This is a genomic window from Pseudomonas sp. RT4P38, assembly GCF_054897765.1.
In genome coordinates this window covers 6,156,451-6,174,880 of sequence record NZ_CM142703.1, presented here as the reverse complement: position 1 = coordinate 6,174,880, position 18,430 = coordinate 6,156,451, and the positions used below count along the sequence as shown (strand labels likewise).

Sequence of the window (18,430 nt, the reverse complement as noted above, 5' to 3'; positions counted from 1 at the left end):
CATGACCCGACCTCTGGTCTGGTGGCTGCTGTGTTTAATCCCTGCGCTGGCAACCGCGCAGGACGAGCCGCTGCGGCTGGCCTTCAAAGGTGAGTTGCTTTCTTTGAGTCGAACTCAGGTGATCGCGCGCGAGCCGTTGCCTGCTGATGTGCAGACGCCTTTGGGCAGTGTGTGGAAGTTGTTTGTGTACGGCTGGCTGGTGGATACCGACGCTCATGAATCGCCTTACGAATGTCGCGGTCAGTCGAAAGACGAAGTTTATTGCTGCACCGCAGGCGGCAAGATTGGTCGCGATCAGGCGTTGGTGAAGTCGTGCGGTTTGTACTTTGAACCGCAGCGGTTGGGCATTGCTGGCGCTGACTGGCGCACGTATTGGCAGGCGCGACAGGCACCGGAGTGGTTGCTGGATTTGCCGTCGTTGCAACCTGCCATCCGGGTTTCGGTGACTGAGTTGCTACGAATGTTGGCCTTGATGCCGGCGCAGGATCAGGCGCGGCGGGTGTTGCTGGATGTGGTGTTGAATGCGGCTGACGGGAATGTTGTGGGCGAGCTCGGTGGCCGGTTGCGGGTGAAAACCTGGAGTTGGTTGGGGGATCAGGATCCTTTGTCGCGTCAGGGTGGGTTTGCTGGGTGGTTGGTGGATGGAACGCCGATCTGGGCGGGTGGGCGAGGGACCAGTCAGGGGGTCTTGCGCAATTATGGCCAGGCGCTGGCGACTGTTCTGCCGTCGTCATGGCCAGCAGAGGCGGGTGTTTGTGTTGAGGTCGGTCTGTTTTCCCGCTATCCGATCGGGCGCGTTCTGGCGGGAGACCGTGTTGTTGAGTCGGGGCCGTTGCAGGGTGACTACCGCGTCGAATTCACCAACGGCAATCAACTCGGTATCCACAGCGACGGCGAACTCTTCTTGCTCAAAGACAAGCTCGTCGCCCGCCTGGACCGCGAAGAATACGTCGCTCGCGTCCTCCAGCGCGAAGCCAAGCCCGAACCCGCCGAAGCCGCCAAAGCCCTGGCCGTCGCCATCCGCACTTACCTGCTGCAAAACGCAACGCGCCATGGTGATTGCCTGAGTATCGACGACAGCAGCAACCGCCAGCGCGTCGCCCCACGCCCGGCCACGGCCGAATCGCGCAACATCGCCGCCTGGACCAGCGACCTGGTCCTCGCCGGAAGCACCGTCACCTACCACTCCGACCAACCCGGCCCGGACAAGCTCTCCTGGCAGCAAGCCGTCGAACAAGCCAACGCCGGCCAACGCTACGACGCCATCCTGCTCCACGCCTATCCGCGCGCCAGCCTCAGCCGTTGGGACAATCCCGTCGCCTCCTGCGAAGCACTCCCCGCCGCGCAAGACTGGCTACTGAACCAACGCCGCGGCTGGCGTCAACGCCTTGAAAGCGAAGTCGGCTACAACGAAGTCAGCACCTTCGCCGTTTGCCGCCTGGCCTTCGGTCGCCCTTATGTCGACCGCGAGCGCCAGCGCATCTACGTGCGCGGTGTGTTGACGCTGCAAGACCGCCTCGACCTGACCCACGAATACCTGCACCTGGCCTTCGAAGCACACCCCAACGGCCAGGATGAAACCTACATCGAAGGGCTCGCCCGCCACCTCTTGCTGGAATAGGCCATGAAACTCCGTTATCCACAGGTCTTCCTGTTCCTTTGTTCTTTTTGCGTACTGCCGACAGTTCTTGCGGCTGAGAGCGCCGTGAAACTTGATACGCCCGTTGGCGGCTGGCGCATCGGCGCGCCTGAAGGCGAAGGCGAAAGCTTCCGCCAAACCGTGAACTACCCGGCCTCTTCGGTGAACACACCGGTGGGCCAAGCCAATACCGCCCGCATCACCGGGCAGATCAAAGCCACGCCCAAGTCCGGTGAGCCGGGCCGGTTGATCGTCAACGGCGTCAGCATGCCGCTGAAGATCGATCCTGCGGGCCGCTTTGATCGGCCGTTCTCGTTTCCCAATGGCAGCAATAGCGTTGAAGTCCGCAGCCCCGATGGTCAACAACGGCACCGCACGCAGTTCCTTAACGCCAGCGGTGGGGCAACTCCGGCCAAATTGCGGGTGCTACTGGCCTGGGACAGCGACGGTACGGACCTGGATTTGCACCTCATCACCCCCGACGGCGCACACATCTGGTACGGCGATCGTGTTGCGCCCAATGGTGCGGCGCTCGATGTCGACGTGACGACGGGATACGGCCCGGAAATCTTCGCCATGCCCGCGCCGATCAAGGGGCAGTATCTGGTTTATGTGAACTACTTCGGGGGCGGGTATCGCAGTGATGAGGAAGGGCAGGAGGATGCTGCTCAGCCGCTGACCACGGCGCAGGTGACGGTGATAACGGAGGAGGGGACGCCGAACGAGAAGATGGAGACTTTTCTGGTGCCGATGCGGGCGGTGGGGGAGTTGACGTTGGTTAAGGGGTTTAGTTATCCGTGATGAAATAATTGTCCAACGGGCTGTTGGACAATTATTCGGGGACAATTGAAGTTAACAGGCAGACATTTCAGGCCTGAAACTACTGGATGTCAGGCGTTTGAGTGCGATATCAAGCGCCGGATCGTCGAACAGCCTGCTCTTGCGAGCTGCAGCACCGGCTCCTCCATCCCAATACTTCAACGCTTCGCGCACGGCAGGAACAGTCGGGGATACCTTTTCCTGACTCAGCAACCAATCGACAGTCGCCAACAGTTCCATACCGAAGGGGGACTCAAAGCCGTCGATTAACTCGGCGGTGCGCTCCAGGGCCTGGGAATACTCCTTGGCCTCTGTTTTTAGATAGGTTTGCAGAAAAGCTTTGCGCTCTTGGTCAAACCAGATCACGTCACTGATACCCGCATCACTGATGCGCTTGTCGCAATGCAGGTAACTGCCATCCAGGTTATTGAGCAGATGCTCCAACCGATTGGCATACGGCCCGTACTTATGAGCAACAAACTTAAGATTCAGCGGGTTTTCGGTGTTCGGTAGCTTCTCGATAGCGCGCTCAAGGAACCAGGCTAGCTTCTGAATCTCTAGCAGGCTGCATTCCATACCCAATACCCAGTAGCGCCGAACCAGTTCGGCAATGAGTGCGCGAGCAGGAGTGAGTTTTTCCACGCCGCTACGTTTGGCGACATTCAGATACTGGTTGGAAGGCTCAAATACCAACACATCGACGTCCAGATCACTCAAGACGTCAACAATCTGCTCGCGGACTTCCGGCCATTTCAAACCGCCGTTACCGGCGCCTAGCGGTGGAACCGCCACGGACTTCACATGGTTTTCAATCAAAAAACGACGCAGATCGTGTAAACCTTCCGTTATCCATGTCATCTGCGACGGTGATCGCCAGTGACGTTTGGTCGGGAAGTTTACGATCCAGCGAGGACCTTCCAGTTCGTTGACCGCCGTTACGTGAACCTTGCCTGTCTCTACCTCGCCAGCCTTGCAGGCCGCCGAGTACAGACGGTAGTTCTCCGAGAAGCGCTCTTTGAACATCAACGCGATACCTTTGCCCATCACGCCCACGGTATTCACCGTGTTGACGAGGGCTTCGGTTTTGGCTTCCAGAAGGTTGCCTTGGGTAAATCTGATCATTGGAAATACCATCCCGGACGTGCATGAACAGTCAACGTCAGGCTTCTAGCGGCGACGTCTTGCTCTATGCGTTCTTTCATTGCATCGGTGTAGCACATGATGCCAAGGAGTCCTGTAATCGGAAGGTGATGGTGAATCAGCGCTTCGGCCTGATAACGCTCCATCTTTCGAGGGTCATCAGGATCACGTTTGAAGTCGCGCCGTTGAAGGATAGACCACTCAATCTCGCCGAGATTCGCCAGATCACTGTAATAGTCTGTCCAATCCGGGTAGGCATGTGCGTTTGTGAAGACAAACGGTAGGCCAAGCTGTTCGACGCGGTACAGGCTGGAGACCAGGATCACAATCTCGTCATTGGTACGCTGCTGAACGCTCCACCCGGAGTGAATGTTTTTCATCATCACAGAGAAGGGCGTGAAGTAGAAGGGCACGTAGTCGGCCAACCCCCCCCCTGGAGCAATAGGCACCTGGCGAGATCGGCGTTTGTCGATCAAGTCGGAGTTGCCAATGTTCACATACTGCGGCGCCTGCACGTCGGAGCTGGCGCAATGCAGACCGTTGTCCAGAATCCAAGGCAGGTTATCGCGGTGGACGATACGCCAAATCAGAGCCTTCTCTGGATTCAGACTGCTGTAAATCATCTAAGAAACATTCCCCGATTCACTCCGATTTGTACAGTAACACCGGCTTCGCGCATTTTGGCCTCGCAGAGGGCCTCAACCTCGGCATTAGAAACAAAAACCTTAAAGAAATCGTCAGGGGAAACAACGTCGGGAGATAGACACTCTGCCATGCAGATGCTCTTGCATTGCGGATCGTGGTAGTCCCTTACATTCATGACGTCCCAATTGATAGCTTCGAAGCCTTCGGCGTAGTCGAGCAGTTGAATGGCATCATTTGCCAATGGATGGTGCGGAATGACCTTCCAACGGTTTCTAATGGCGAAGTTTCGATGAACCGAGACCACGACGAATTGCGAGTCGGGTCTACTACGCTGGACGCTCCCATCGAACGGGTTCGCGGCAAACCAGTGAAAGGGGACGTACCGCTCTAATTGAAGAGTCTGTCGTTTTCTCAGGATTTCGGCATCAGCCACGTCTGCGAACGCAGCGAGTTGCGCTCGTGGCCTCAGGCCGTTCTGAAAAATGCTGCTCAGGTTATCAAGCGAGGTGAGGTGGTAGAGAAGTTTTTGTTCCTTGATGTCCGGCATGTCGGTCTCCTTGACCTATGCATAAGCTGAACTGGCTTCATCCCTGTTAATTCTTCCGTGCCAACAACGACCTTGGAGAAGAGCTCATACATTAGTACGGTTCGGCAGGACGCTTAGGGTGATTCTATTGTGATATTACTCAAGCCCACAAGCGTCATCGGGTGATGTTCTGATCGCCAAATGACTCCTGCTCACTCCTCATCAAAGTAATCACGATCCAGCGCCGGCAGCCGCAACAGTCGCGATGTAACGCCCACCTCATGATCCATCATCAGATGCACCAGTCGCGTGCCATCCACCAACACAATACCGTCCACCGATTTGGCGAAATCCACCGCGTTTGCCGTGAAACCGGAGGTCGTGATGAACACCCCGCGCTTGGCCTTTTGCCCGGCGAGTGCGCCATAGAATGCCTGCAACTCAGGGCGCCCCACTGTGTTCTGCCAGCGCTTGGCTTGGACGTAAACCTTCTCTAATCCCAGCTTGTCGAGCGAGATAATGCCGTCGATGCCGGCATCGCCAGAGCCGCCGACACGCTGAAGGTCATTGCGACTGGCGCCGTACCCTAGGCGATGAAGCACATCCAGCACGATCACTTCGAAGCGATTGGGACTGATCTGTAATAGATTATCCAAGAGGTCAGCGGCGGTGGCTTCGCGCAATTCCTGGAGCGCTTGTTCAAGCCGATCATCCGGGCTGGCGGTGGCAGACGTCACATCAGGTTCAACGGCAGGTTGGTCATCCAGCGGTGCGGCGTCGGCGGCGACTTTCAGTTTCACATGCATATAGCCAATGGCTAAATGCTCCACTTCATCGGCGGCCATGGGGGTGGAATTCTCTTTGGCATAGGCCACCCCCACATCAGTTAGTTTCCAGTAACCGCGTTTTGCGCAGCTGGATAGACCGGCGCGTTTGAGCCGGTCGTGTGCCCAGCCAGCTCGGTTCTTGTAGGTAGCCTGACCACTTGCGGTCAGCTCTTGCCGTTGCTCTTCAGTCAGTTGCAGCGTCGTTGCGGCGGCTTCCTGGGCATCCCGGGTCGGTGCACCGTCGGGTTTGGTGACGAGAAAACGCAGGATGGGTTCGATGAACTGATCGTAAGTTGGAACGGACATGGACGCTTCCCTGTGGTGACTACGTTTTTGTGCTGATCGGCGGGCGAGTATAAATTAACGGTCACTCAGGCAGCCCTCACCGGTGAGGCGTTGGCACCGAGAAAGCGTAAGCCACTGTGTATTCGAGCATTGGCAAAGGGTTTTGTAATACAGAAGATCCCTGCGCAATAAAATCCGCCGTCTGGCATACGCAAGCTTTGAGGCTCTGGACCGCAATATCCGCAAACCGCATGAAAATCCTGCACTGGGGGGGTTGCTGTGTGCTAGCAAAGATAATGAAGTCGTCGATTACGCCCTTAGCCGCTCACTTTCGCCGGCATTGGTCGCGGAAAATCAGACTCAACTGCCGGACAAGAAGCTGTTGCAGGCCAAGCTACAGGAGTTTTATGCCCTGAATACTGAAGAGTCCTGAGCGATTTGCCGGCGTAAATCACTTTCTTATAGGTATTAAAAAGCCGGCTTGTGGCCGGCTTCTCGGGGACTGGCTTGGATCATTTTTGGTAAACCGCGCCAGCCTTCAAAACGTACACCCGGATCTTGCGTCCGGCTGTGGGACTTGGCGAGAAAATCATCTGCCTTGTCGGTGCGATCAGCGCCCCGGGGCGGGGTGATGCGCAAATGTGGGGCGCAGCATACTGATTTTTTTGAGGAATTCCCAGTGCGGTGTGCCGGGTAGAGCTGTCGGGTGATCTCTTGCGAGGGTACTTCGTCTGGACTTTCCGGTGAATGTTCCGCTGCCTTCGCGAGCAAGCCCGCTCCCACTAGGATTGCGCAGTATCTGTGGGAGCGGGCTTGCTCGCGAAGGGGCGCCGCGCGGTGTTACAGAAAAGGTACGGGTGGCCTGCGTTTATTCAGGGTCGACCACCAGAACACCCATCCCAGAACCCTTATGTTTTGTTCTTCGATTTGCGGAGGTCTGAAGACTTCATCCGGGTATTCGGAGCTGTTGTGGCTGCGCATGCGTATCGCGTTGCCTGGTACCCGGCTCAGGTATTTGATGCGCAACATGCCGTCGTGCTCGATTGCGTAAATCTCTCCGTCGACAATTTGCGTGAGCCCGCGGTCGATGGCGACGATGGAGCTGTCTTCAATTTTTTCGGCCATGCTGTTGCCAACCATGCGGGCACAGATGGCATCGGCGTGGTTGATTTCCAGGGAGTCAAGATCGCTGCGCGGCAGGCGGATCGATTCGCTGGGGTCTTTGATGACATGGGTTTTGTCGGAGCCGGGGGCAGTGGCCGCTTCTTTGTAAAAGGGTAATTCGATATCGACTGGCTCGATGACCCGATAGGCGCCCCGGATTGACTGGGCGTCGAAGGTGTTGCCGGATGCGTCGATCAGATGCAATTCCCTGGCGTCTTGCGGTCCTTCGCCGGATTTCAGCCATTCAGTGTTCACGGACAGTCTTCTGGCGACCTCTTCCATGCGGTAGTCAGGAACTCCGCGGGTATACCAGTTATGGACAGTTTGAGGGTCGGAAATACCCAGGAATTCGGCAAATCTCGTTGTCGTGATTTGTAGCTCTTTCAGGAGCATTCTGAATCGTGGGCCGCAGGTTTTGTTCTTTTTCATAAACACGAGTCTAGCCGCGCGGCATAAGGCTTTGATTCAACAAAACGTTCAAATCTGGCGTGAATTTTAAGTCTTGATGTAAGACGTCTTTTGTAAAAATTAAACAAGAAAAAACCGGTTTGCCCGCCAGTTAAATGTGCTGTTGAATGTGATATTCAAACGCCCACAAAAAACCCCGGATCAACCGGGGTTCTTCGTTATAGCCGTTCGTGAGAGGCGGCTATCAGCCTTTATAGGCAGCAACCGACTTCATGATCTCGGTGCGAGCGGCTTCTGCGTCGCCCCAACCTTCGATCTTCACCCATTTGCCTTTTTCGAGGTCTTTGTAGTTCTCGAAGAAGTGTTTGATCTGTTCCAGCAGCAGAGGTGGCAGATCGGTGTATTCCTTCACGTCGACGTACAGCTGGGACAGCTTGTCGTGCGGGACTGCGATGACTTTGGCATCGCCGCCGCCGTCGTCGGTCATGTGCAGGATGCCGACCGGACGGGCGCGGATGACCGAACCTGGAGCAACCGGGTAAGGGGTCACGACCAGCACGTCGAGGGGGTCACCGTCGTCAGCCAGGGTGTTCGGGATGAAACCGTAGTTGGCCGGGTAGAACATCGGGGTGGCCATGAAACGGTCAACGAACAGGCAATCGCTGTCTTTGTCGATTTCGTATTTGATCGGGGCGTGGTTGGCCGGAATCTCGATCGCGACGTAGATGTCGTTCGGCAGGTCTTTGCCAGCCGGAATCTTGCTGTAGCTCATTGGGCGGTGCCCCCGTTAGTTGACCAAAAACACTTGGCCGGATTGACCAAAAAGTGGCGGCGATTATAGGCATATTCCGCCGCCGTTGCTATGTACCAGAGGTCGTAGAGACCTTAGTCGCGTGCCTGATAGACCGGGTCTTCGGCCAGAAGTTGCCGCAGCCGGGCCAGAGGGTCCTGACGATAAAACAGCTTCAGCTGCTCATACACCAGAGGATACGCCTCGTGCAGCAAATCCGGGGCGCTAAAGAAGTATTCGCTGGTGACCGCGAAGAACTCAGCCGGGTTTTCCGCGGCGTACGGGTCGATGGCGGTGTCAGCGTCGGGATTGCGATCCAGTTGTCGATCAAGATCGTCGTAGGCTTCTTGCATGACCTTGGCCCAGTCGCTGACTCGCATGTCAGCGTGTAGCGGCGGCAGGCCGTTGGCGTCGCCATTGAGCATGTCGAGTTTATGCGCGAGTTCGTGGATCACCAGGTTGTAGCCTTCCCAGCCACCACTGGCCATCACGCCGGGCCACGCGAGGATGATCGGGCCTTGTTGCCAGGCTTCGCCGCTGTGTTCGCCGTCCCATTCGTGCTCGACGCCGCTGGCATCGCGATGGCGCTGGGGGCTGAGAAAGTCGTCGGGGTAGAGGACTATTTCGTGGAAACCCTGATACCAGTTCAGATTGCCGAGATGTAGCAACGGCAGTTGCGCCTGGACGGCAAGCAGCAGGCGCTGCTCCTGGTGGAGTTCGACGCCGGGCAGGGCGGTCAGGTGTTTGTCCTGGAGGAACAGCACGCTGGCTTCACGCAGCCACCGGTCTTCAGCGGCGCTGAGGCCATCGAGAAAACTCAGGTGATGACGCACCCGCTGCCACATGTCGTCGGCAATCGGGTGTTTGGCCAAGGTGCGCCGGCGACGCCAGGCGCTAAGGGACCACATGGTGAATCAGCGCGATTGGGCTTTGGACGCGGCGTTGCCGAAGCGGCTGCGGATGATGCCGATGATCATCGGTACCAACGACAGCAGGATGATGCCCACGACCAGCAGCGACAGGTTTTGCTTGATGAACGGTACGTTGCCGAAGAAATAACCGAGGGTCACCAGGCCTCCGACCCACAGGATGGTGCCGAGGACGCTGAAGGCGAAGAAACGCGGGTAAGGCATTTTGGCGACACCGGCGACGAACGGTGCAAAGGTGCGGATAATGGGCAGGAAGCGCGCCAGGGTTACGGTTTTGCCGCCGTGTTTGTCGTAGAAATCGTGGGTTTGCTGCAGGTAGTCGCGGCGGAAGATTTTCGAGTTCGGGTTACTGAATAAACGCTCACCCGCCGTTCGTCCGATCACATAGTTGGTGCTGTCGCCAAGGATCGCCGCCATCATCAGCAGGCCGCCCAGCAGCACCGGGTCCATGCCGCCGCCGGCCGCAACGGCACCCGCGATGAACAGCAGGGAGTCGCCCGGTAGAAACGGCATCACCACCAGACCGGTTTCGCAGAAGATTACAAGGAACAGAATGGCGTAAATCCATGGCCCGTAGTTGTTTACCAGCAAATCGAGATAAACATCGAGATGCAGGATAAGGTCGAGCGGGTTGAAATCCATGGAAAGCACCTGAGGTGGCGGCCCGACTCGGCAGGCCTGTGCGGATGACTTCGCGAAAGGCTACAGACGGGTGTAGTTTTTCTTACAAGCCGGAAAGGTCTGCATTATACGGGCTGAGAGGTGAAAAGCGCGTTGAGTTTGTAGCGGGGGATGTCTAGGGATCCTCACCGGTTGGAGTGGTGCAATCGATTCCTGTGGGAGCGAGCTTGCTCGCGATTCAGGCACCTCGGTGTATCAGTCATACCGAGGAGAAGCTATCGCGAGCAAGCTCGTTCCCACAATGTTCGATGCGGATCAGAGCTCGTCGCTGATCGGCAGCACGTAGTTCTTGAACTCGGTGTCTTCCTTGAATCCGATGGACTCGTAGGTTTTCTGCGCGACTTCGTTGTTGCTGCTGGTGGAAACGCGCATGCGCACAGCGTTGGTTTCCTTGGCCATTTTCTTCGCGGTGCGGATGAGGTTGTCGGCCACCAACTGGCGGCGGGCCTCTTCGGCGACGTAGATGTCGTTGAGGATCCACACGCGCTTCAGCGAAAGGGACGAAAAGCTCGGATACAACTGACAAAAACCCATCAGTTTGTTGCTGTCGTCATCGGCCAGGGCCAGGTAGATCACCGACTCCTTGCGACGCAGGCGCTTTTCAAGGAACGCTCGGGACGAGTCCGGATAAGCCAGGGAGCCATAAAACTCGCGATATTTGACGAACAACGGGGTCAACAGGTCCAGGTGTTCGAGGGTCGCTTGAATAATCCGCATGGTAGGTCTCGTCTTCAAGTGGCTGTCTTCACGTACTGTGACGGCGAACGGTTCTCACTCGGGCGGCCGTGTTTCGATCCTGCCTGAAACTGGATCAGAAACGCAATGCGGAAACGGTTCAGGCATCCGACGAACTCAGTAGGAAATTACCTTTCATGTCCGCTCCTGCGTCCGACTCTAGTGTCAGAATCTGGGCTTCGTCCTTCAAATTGACCCCTGACAACTGCCGTCGGCAGGCTTCGCGCATCAAATACAGCAAACGGTGTGCCGCCATGCCGTAACTCAGGCCTTCGAGTCGGACGTTGGAGATACAGTTGCGATAGGCATCCGTCAGCCCGACCTTTGGATTGTAGGTGAAATACAGCCCCAGGCTGTCCGGGGAACTGAGGCCAGGGCGTTCGCCGATCAGGATTACCACCATTTTTGCACCCAGCAGTTCACCGATCTCGTCGGCTACGGCGACCCGACCCTGTTCCACCAGAATGACCGGTGAGACGGACCAGCCATCACTCACAATCTGATCTTCCATCCGCGCCAGAAACGGCAGGGTATGGCGATGAACGGCCAGCGCCGACAACCCATCGGCAACGACAATTGCCAGATCGACACCGCCGGGATTGGCCAATGCGTAATCGCGCAGTGCCTGAGCCGACTCATCACTCAGCTTTCGCCCCAAATCGGGGCGTTGCAAATAACTGTTCCGGTCCGTAGCGGCGCTGTGTAGCAGCAAACTGGCACGCCCGCGTTCAGCCAGTTGTGAGCTGAGCCCCGCATGGTCGAACGGCAAGTGCACCGCATCCCGCGCCTGAGCGTGGGCGTACTGGAAATCCAGCTGCGCGCTGGTCGGCATGCTGGTGCCAGTTCTACCCAAAGCGATCCGCGCCGGGGTCAGGCGACGCAGTTCCAGCAACGGGTTCTGTGGATCAACGGGTGGTTTATCCATTTCAACACTCATCCCAGTTGCGCCATCGCTTGGCGGAAAGCCGGCGGCAGGCTGTCGCCGAAGTGAATCTTGCCATCCGCCTGGGTGAAGATGCCCATTTTTGCCAGCCATTGTTCGAATTCCGGCGCCGGTTTCAGGCCCAGCGTCTGGCGGGCGTAAAGAGCGTCGTGGAACGAGGTGGTCTGGTAGTTGAGCATGATGTCGTCGGAGCCGGGGATGCCCATGATGAAGTTGATCCCGGCCACGCCCAGCAGGGTCAGCAGGGTGTCCATGTCGTCCTGGTCGGCTTCGGCGTGGTTGGTGTAACAGATGTCGCACCCCATGGGCACGCCCAGAAGCTTGCCGCAGAAGTGGTCTTCGAGGCCGGCGCGGATGATCTGTTTACCGTTGTAGAGGTATTCCGGGCCGATAAACCCTACAACCGTGTTCACCAGAAACGGTTTGAAATGGCGCGCCACAGCGTAGGCGCGGGTTTCGCAGGTCTGTTGATCGATGCCGTGGTGGGCGTTGGCTGACAGGGCGCTGCCCTGACCCGTTTCGAAATACATCAGATTTTGGCCCAGCGTGCCGCGATTCAGGCTCAAACCGGCGTCGTAGCCTTCCTGCAGCACGTTCAGGTTGATACCGAAACTGGCGTTGGCCGCCTCGGTGCCGGCGATCGACTGGAACACCAGGTCCAGCGGAACGCCGCGATTTATTGCCTCAATGGACGTGGTGACATGCGTCAGCACGCAGGCCTGGGTCGGAATCTCGTAGCGTTGGATAATTGCATCGAGCATTTCCAGCATGGCGCAGATCGAGGCGATGCTGTCGGTGGCCGGGTTGATGCCGATCATCGCGTCGCCGTTACCGTACAGCAGGCCGTCGAGAATGCTCGCGGCGATACCGGCCGGTTCGTCGGTGGGGTGATTGGGTTGCAGGCGGGTGGATAGCCGACCGCGCAGGCCTATCGTGCCGCGGAACTGGGTGACCACGCGGATTTTCTGCGCCACCAGCACCAGATCCTGCACGCGCATGATCTTCGACACGGCGGCGGCCATTTCCGGGGTCAGGCCTGGCGCGAGGGCGCGCAGGCTCTGTTCGTCGGCGGCATCGCTGAGCAGCCAGTCGCGAAAACCGCCGACGGTGAGGTGGCTGACAGTCGCGAAGGCTTGTTTGTCGTGAGTGTCGATGATCAGTCGGGTGACTTCATCGGCCTCGTAAGGAATGAGTACTTCTTGCAGGAAGTGGCTGAGCGGGATGTTGGCGAGGGCCATCTGCGCAGCCACACGTTCGCCATCGTTGAGGGCGGCGACGCCGGCCAGAAAGTCCCCGGATCGCGCCGGACTGGCCTTGGCCATGACGTCCTTGAGGCTCTCGAAGCGATAGGTCTGGGCGCCGACCGTGTGAGCAAAACTTGCCATACAGATTCTCCGTGACGGCGCAGACAGGGCCTGCGCCGTGATTTCTGGCCGTTAGTGCAGGGCTTTTTCAGCGTTCTGAATGGCCGCGAATTCTTCTTCGGGCGTGCCTGCTACCAAGTGATGCCGACTGTAGAAAGCAAAGTAAGCAATTAACACTCCATAGATGATCGCAGCGCCAATCACCACGCGTGGGTCTACCAGAAAACCCGCCACCACGGCGATGCAAGCCAGCACCAACGCTACACCCGAGGTGAAGATACCGCCCGGCGTGCGGTATGGCCGATCCATTTTGGGGCGTCGAATGCGCAGTGTGATGTGCGCCGCCATCATCAGGACGTAGGAAATGGTCGCGCCGAACACTGCCACCAGAATCAGCAAGTCACCCTGACCGGTCAGCGACAAGCCGAATCCGATGATGCCGGGAATAATCAGTGCCAATACGGGAGCCTTGCTTTTGTTGGTTTCTGACAGTTTGCGCGGCAGGTAGCCGGCGCGGGACAGCGCAAAGATCTGCCGCGAGTAGGCGTAGATGATCGAGAAGAAACTGGCGATCAGCCCGGCCAGGCCTACCAGATTGACAAAGTGGCCCATCCAGGTCGAGCCGCCATAGGCCTTGCTTAATGCTTCGACCAACGGATTACCCGATGTCAGCAGTGCATTGGCGCCCGCACCGCCCGGGCCGATTACCAGAATCAGCAGGGCAAAGGTCACCAGCACCAGCATTGCGCCAATCAGTCCACGGGGCAGGTCGCGTTTCGGATTTTTGGTTTCTTCCGCCGCCAGTGGCACTCCTTCGACAGCCAGGAAAAACCAGATCGCGTAGGGAATGGCCGCCCACACGCCGACGTAACCGAACGGCAGGAAGCTGCTGGCGCCCTTGGCCTCAGTCACCGGGATGTCGAGCAGGTTGGCGACGCTGAAGTGCGGCACCATCGCCACCAGAAACACTCCCAGCGCCAGGGCGGCGACGGCGGTGATGACGAACATCAGTTTCAGGGCTTCGCCGACCCCGAAAATGTGGATGGCGATAAAAATGATGTAGAACGCCAGGTAAATCATCCAGCCACCGATGCCGAACAGCGACTCGCAATAGGCACCGATAAACACCGCAATCGCTGCTGGTGCGATGGCATATTCGATCAGGATTGCGGTTCCGGTCAGGAACCCGCCCCAAGGGCCGAACGCACTGCGGGCAAAACCGTAGCCGCCACCGGCGGTAGGGATCATTGACGACAGTTCCGCCAAGGAAAAGCACATACACAGGTACATGGTCGCCATCAGCAACGTGGCGAGAAACATGCCGCCCCAGCCACCTTGGGCCAGGCCGAAGTTCCAACCCGCGTAATCGCCGGAGATGACGTACGCCACGCCCAGACCCACCAGCAGGACCCAGCCTGCTGCACCTTTTTTTAGTTCCCGTTGCTGGAAATAGTCGGAGCCGACTTTTTCAAAGTCGACCGAGGAGGTAGCCGGCTGCACGCTGGCTTGATCGCTAGGCATAGGGGTTCACCTGTTCTTATTGTTTTTGACCGGCGTGGTTGCCGGGATGGCGCGAAGGCGCAATGTGCAAGCAAGCTCACTCCCACAAGGAGAGTGGCTTGCCTGCGACAGACGCTTTTAGAAGAAGCCCAACGGATTGATGTCGTAGCTCACCAGCAGGTTTTTGGTCTGCTGATAGTGGTCGAGCATCATTTTGTGGGTTTCACGACCGACGCCGGATTTTTTGTAACCGCCGAACGCGGCGTGCGCCGGGTACAGGTGGTAGCAGTTGGTCCACACACGACCGGCCTTGATGGCGCGGCCCATGCGATAGGCGCGGTTGATGTCGCGGGTCCAGAGACCGGCACCGAGGCCGAACTCGGTGTCGTTGGCAATCGCCAAGGCTTCGGCTTCGTCCTTGAAGGTGGTGATGCTCACTACCGGGCCAAAGATTTCTTCCTGGAACACACGCATTTTGTTGGTGCCCTTGAGCAGGGTCGGCTGGATGTAATACCCGGTCGCCAGGTTGCCCTCGAGTTTTTCCACCTTGCCGCCGGTCAGCAGCTCGGCGCCTTCGCCCTTGGCGATTTCCAGGTACGAAAGGATTTTGTCGAATTGCTGCTCGGACGCCTGGGCGCCGACCATGGTGTCGGTGTCCAGCGGGTCGCCACGTTTGATCGACAGGACTTTTTTCATCACGACTTTCATGAAGTCGTCGTAGATCGACTCTTGCACCAGCGCGCGGGATGGGCAGGTGCAGACTTCGCCTTGGTTGAAGAACGCCAGCACCAGGCCTTCGGCGGCTTTTTCGATGAAGGTTTCTTCGGCTTGCATGATGTCGGCGAAGAAGATGTTCGGCGACTTGCCACCCAGCTCCACGGTGGACGGAATGATGTTTTCGGCGGCGCATTTCATGATGTGCGAGCCGACCGGGGTCGAGCCGGTGAAGGCGATCTTGGCAATGCGTTTGCTGGTGGCCAGCGCTTCGCCGGCTTCTTTGCCGAAGCCTTGCACGACGTTCAGCACGCCCGGCGGCAGCAGGTCGCCGATCAGCTCCATCAGCACGGTAATGCCCAGTGGCGTTTGTTCGGCAGGCTTGAGCACCACGCAGTTACCGGCCGCCAGGGCCGGGGCGAGTTTCCAGGCGGCCATCAGGATCGGGAAGTTCCACGGGATGATCTGCCCGACCACGCCCAGCGGTTCATGGATGTGATAGGCCACAGTGTTGCCATCGATCTCGGCGGCACTGCCTTCCTGGGCGCGGATGCAACCGGCGAAGTAGCGGAAGTGGTCGGCTGCCAGCGGGATGTCGGCGTTGAGGGTTTCACGCACCGCTTTGCCGTTGTCCCAGGATTCGGTGATTGCCAGGACTTCCAGGTTCTGTTCGATGCGGTCGGCGATTTTCAGCAGCACCAGCGAGCGAGCCTGGACGGACGTGGCGCCCCAGGCATCGGCGGCGGCGTGGGCAGCGTCCAGAGCTTTGTCGATGTCTTCGGCCGTGGAGCGCGGGAATTCGGCAATCGGTTGGCCATTCACTGGCGAGGTATTGGTGAAGTACTGACCTTTAACAGGCGCGACGAACTCGCCGCCGATGTAGTTACCGTATTTGCTCTTGAACGAAACGATAGCGCCTTCAGTACCGGGGTGAGCGTAACGCATGGTGATTTCTCCTTGGCTTTTGTGCTTATAAGGGAGAGCGCATGTGCGCTTGCTATAAGCGTAGAGCAAAGGTCGGGCCACTGCCTTGCAGGTCAGGTAAATCAAAGCCTTGCGCGATTTTTGTCGGACAGGCGGACGCTGCCTGTGACGCTTTCGGTACAGCCCACGTGACACTTTGTACCGCTTGTGACACAGCCTGTGACTGGCCAGTCTCGCCAGCATTGCAATGCGTCGATGGCTGGAGGATGCTGGGCGTCACCTCACGCACGGGTCGCTGAACCCCCGGGGAGAACAATAAGAAAATGCACGACAACCATTTGAGTCGCCATGCCCAGCAGGTCCTGACCGTCACTCAGGGGAAATCCCATCTGCGCGGTCCCGGCAGCGATCCGTCGATTGCCCGTTCCTGGCTGCGTTGTCTTGAGGATTATCACCTCGACCCGGCCCTGACCATGGCGCCGACGGTGCTGGAACATGGCCGCGTCCTGGAAAGTCGCGAGCGCTTGCAGCAAGTGCTGCACATCGCCGGCAGCGAAATGACCAGCCTTCATCAGCAACTCTCCGGTGCCGGCCACGCGGTCCTGCTGACCGACGCCCGCGGCGTGATCCTCAATTGCGTCACCGCGCCGGCCGAACGGAAAATATTCGAACGCGCCGGCCTCTGGCTCGGCGCTGACTGGAGTGAAGCGTGCGAAGGCACGAACGGCATCGGCACCTGTCTGGTGGAGCGTCAGTCCCTGACCATCCATCAAGACGAGCACTTTCGCGGCCGTCACACCGGGCTGACCTGCTCGGCGAGCCCGGTGTTCGACCCTCACGGCGAACTGCTGGCGGTGCTCGACGTGTCCTCGGCGCGCCACGAGGTCTCTCGTCAAAGTCAGTTCCACACCATGGCCCTGGTCAATCTTTCGGCGAAGATGATCGAGAGCTGCTATTTCCTGCGTTATTTCGACAATCAATGGCTGCTGCGTTTTCACCTTCAGGCCGAATCCGTCGGGTTGTTCAGCGAAGGGTTGCTGGCGTTTGACGGGGAGGGGCGGATCAGCGCGGTCAACCAAAGTGCGCTGAACCTGCTGGGGCATATTCGCGGTGGGTTGCTGGGCAAACCGGTGGAGGCGTTTTTCGACTGCTCGCTGGATGAGTTGCTCGGCCGCGCCAGCGTCAATGCCAGCGCCAGTTGGCCGTTGCGCACGCGCGACGGGCGGAGTCTGTTTGCCGTGTTGCGTGGGCAGCCGCGCAGCATTCCTGTGCCGGTGGTGCAAAGCCCGGTGATCGTCGAACCTCCGCGCTTGGCGGGCATTTGTCTGGGCGACACCGGGTTGCAGGAAGACTTCCGCAAATCCTTGCGTGTGTTCGAACGGGACGTACCGCTACTGATCAACGGCGAAACCGGATCCGGCAAAGAAGCGTTTGCCAAAGCTGTCCACCAGGCCAGCCTGCGAGCAGAAAAAGCCTTCGTCGCGCTTAACTGCGCCGCCATCCCTGAAAGTCTGATCGAGAGCGAACTGTTTGGCTATCGCGGCGGCAGCTTTACCGGTGCTCGCAAGGAAGGCATGCGCGGCAAGTTGCAGCAGGCCGATGGCGGGACCTTGTTTCTCGATGAAATCGGCGACATGCCCCTGGCCTTGCAGACCCGGCTATTAAGGGTGCTGGAAGATCGACAGGTGGTGCCGATCGGCGGCGAGCCGGAATCGGTCAATGTGCGGATTATCAGCGCTACTCACCGTGATTTGCTGGGGCGGGTGCAGGACGGGAGCTTCCGCGAAGATTTGTATTACCGGCTCAATGGGCTGGAAGTTGCTTTACCGGCGTTGCGTGATCGCAGTGATAAGTCCCAGTTGCTCGACTTTTTGTTGGCCGAAGAGGCGGGCGGGGAAACTGTATTGATCGACGGTCCGGCACGCCAGGCGTTGCTGGCCTTCGCCTGGCCGGGGAACGTGCGGCAGTTGCGCAATGTGCTGCGTACGTTAGCGGCGTTGTGCGACGGTGGGCGGATTGGGTTGGAGGATTTGCCGGTGATGATTCGTCAGGTCCGGCCGGTTCCGGTTGTTGCCGTTGAAGAGCCGTCGGACTATCCGCTGGATGACGCTGAGCGGCTGGCGTTGCTGAATGCGCTGGAACAGACGCGCTGGCATATGACTCATACGGCTGAACAACTTGGCGTCAGCCGTAACACCCTTTACAGAAAACTGCGTAAACACGGGATTGAGCGGTAGGCAGGTAAATCCAACCCTCACCCTAACCCTCCCGAAACGTCGGACCGCCCGTAGGGAGAGGGGGCTAACCGAGTTGTTTGGCCGAGGCATTGCGACCTGAGATTCCGCGTCGAACTCAGGTTCTGAAAAGCACGGAGATCGGCTCCCTTTCCCCCTCTCC

Annotated in this window: 16 protein-coding genes and 1 pseudogene; 4 read left to right on the top strand and 13 right to left on the bottom strand. The window is 58.3% G+C overall.

The window, feature by feature from the left end; translation table 11 throughout:
- Position 1 precedes the first annotated feature (1 nt).
- Together ACYZT7_RS28740 and ACYZT7_RS28735 are read left to right on the top strand one after the other, a co-directional pair.
- Complete coding sequence (locus tag ACYZT7_RS28740; RefSeq protein WP_462039137.1) at positions 2-1,621, top strand: DUF2300 domain-containing protein; 1,620 nt, start codon at positions 2-4, stop codon at positions 1,619-1,621.
- A gap of 3 nt (positions 1,622-1,624) precedes the next feature.
- Entirely contained in the window at positions 1,625-2,440 is an 816-nt protein-coding gene (locus ACYZT7_RS28735; protein WP_462039136.1) for a YfaP family protein, read from the top strand.
- 51 nt (positions 2,441-2,491) lie between these two features.
- On the opposite strand, the gene darG is transcribed toward ACYZT7_RS28735, so the two are convergent.
- From darG to ACYZT7_RS28715, 4 genes are all read right to left on the bottom strand, one after another.
- A complete protein-coding gene (darG, locus tag ACYZT7_RS28730; protein ID WP_462039135.1) occupies positions 2,492-3,580 on the bottom strand; it encodes a type II toxin-antitoxin system antitoxin DNA ADP-ribosyl glycohydrolase DarG in 1,089 nt (362 codons plus the stop codon).
- Entirely contained in the window at positions 3,577-4,221 is a 645-nt protein-coding gene (darT, locus tag ACYZT7_RS28725; RefSeq protein ID WP_462039134.1) for a type II toxin-antitoxin system toxin DNA ADP-ribosyl transferase DarT, read from the bottom strand. The genes darG and darT overlap by 4 nt, the downstream gene beginning before the upstream one ends.
- Complete coding sequence (locus ACYZT7_RS28720) at positions 4,218-4,790, bottom strand: DarT ssDNA thymidine ADP-ribosyltransferase family protein (RefSeq protein WP_462039133.1); 573 nt, start codon at positions 4,788-4,790, stop codon at positions 4,218-4,220. The genes darT and ACYZT7_RS28720 overlap by 4 nt, the downstream gene beginning before the upstream one ends.
- Positions 4,791-4,981: 191 nt before the next feature.
- Positions 4,982-5,902 (bottom strand): restriction endonuclease, encoded by a 921-nt coding sequence (locus ACYZT7_RS28715; RefSeq protein ID WP_462039132.1) that lies wholly within the window; start codon positions 5,900-5,902, stop codon positions 4,982-4,984.
- A 199-nt stretch (positions 5,903-6,101) separates the two neighbouring features.
- Here ACYZT7_RS28715 and ACYZT7_RS28710 point away from each other — a divergent pair.
- A pseudogene (locus ACYZT7_RS28710) lies at positions 6,102-6,314 on the top strand (PDDEXK nuclease domain-containing protein); the annotation flags it as partial.
- 407 nt (positions 6,315-6,721) lie between these two features.
- Here the strand turns inward: ACYZT7_RS28710 and ACYZT7_RS28705 are convergent.
- The 9 genes from ACYZT7_RS28705 to exaC all read right to left on the bottom strand — a co-directional run bounded on the left by ACYZT7_RS28705 (position 6,722) and on the right by exaC (position 16,054).
- Positions 6,722-7,474 carry a S24 family peptidase gene (locus tag ACYZT7_RS28705; RefSeq protein ID WP_462039131.1) on the bottom strand — a complete coding sequence of 251 codons (753 nt, stop codon included), beginning with the start codon at positions 7,472-7,474 and terminating at the stop codon, positions 6,722-6,724.
- Between the two features lie 223 nt (positions 7,475-7,697).
- A complete protein-coding gene (gene ppa, locus ACYZT7_RS28700; protein ID WP_028620880.1) occupies positions 7,698-8,225 on the bottom strand; it encodes an inorganic diphosphatase in 528 nt (175 codons plus the stop codon).
- 113 nt (positions 8,226-8,338) lie between these two features.
- Entirely contained in the window at positions 8,339-9,151 is an 813-nt protein-coding gene (locus ACYZT7_RS28695; RefSeq protein WP_462039130.1) for a M90 family metallopeptidase, read from the bottom strand.
- A gap of 6 nt (positions 9,152-9,157) precedes the next feature.
- Positions 9,158-9,814 (bottom strand): DedA family protein, encoded by a 657-nt coding sequence (locus ACYZT7_RS28690; RefSeq protein WP_462039129.1) that lies wholly within the window; start codon positions 9,812-9,814, stop codon positions 9,158-9,160.
- 294 nt (positions 9,815-10,108) lie between these two features.
- Positions 10,109-10,570 (bottom strand): GNAT family N-acetyltransferase, encoded by a 462-nt coding sequence (locus ACYZT7_RS28685; RefSeq protein ID WP_095130795.1) that lies wholly within the window; start codon positions 10,568-10,570, stop codon positions 10,109-10,111.
- A 118-nt stretch (positions 10,571-10,688) separates the two neighbouring features.
- Entirely contained in the window at positions 10,689-11,513 is an 825-nt protein-coding gene (gene eutC / locus ACYZT7_RS28680) for an ethanolamine ammonia-lyase subunit EutC (protein WP_462039128.1), read from the bottom strand.
- 8 nt (positions 11,514-11,521) lie between these two features.
- On the bottom strand, positions 11,522-12,916 hold the full coding sequence (locus ACYZT7_RS28675; RefSeq protein ID WP_462039127.1) for an ethanolamine ammonia-lyase subunit EutB: 1,395 nt from the start codon (positions 12,914-12,916) through the stop codon (positions 11,522-11,524).
- A gap of 51 nt (positions 12,917-12,967) precedes the next feature.
- Positions 12,968-14,416: an ethanolamine permease gene (eat, locus tag ACYZT7_RS28670; protein WP_462039126.1), complete on the bottom strand. Its 1,449-nt coding sequence runs from the start codon at positions 14,414-14,416 to the stop codon at positions 12,968-12,970.
- Between the two features lie 117 nt (positions 14,417-14,533).
- Complete coding sequence (gene exaC / locus ACYZT7_RS28665; protein ID WP_059402117.1) at positions 14,534-16,054, bottom strand: acetaldehyde dehydrogenase ExaC; 1,521 nt, start codon at positions 16,052-16,054, stop codon at positions 14,534-14,536.
- 302 nt (positions 16,055-16,356) lie between these two features.
- Between exaC and ACYZT7_RS28660 the strand changes: the two genes are divergently transcribed.
- The gene (locus ACYZT7_RS28660; RefSeq protein ID WP_462039125.1) at positions 16,357-18,270 is read left to right on the top strand and encodes a sigma-54-dependent Fis family transcriptional regulator; all 1,914 of its coding nucleotides are present in this window, start codon (positions 16,357-16,359) and stop codon (positions 18,268-18,270) included.
- Positions 18,271-18,430 lie beyond the last annotated feature (160 nt).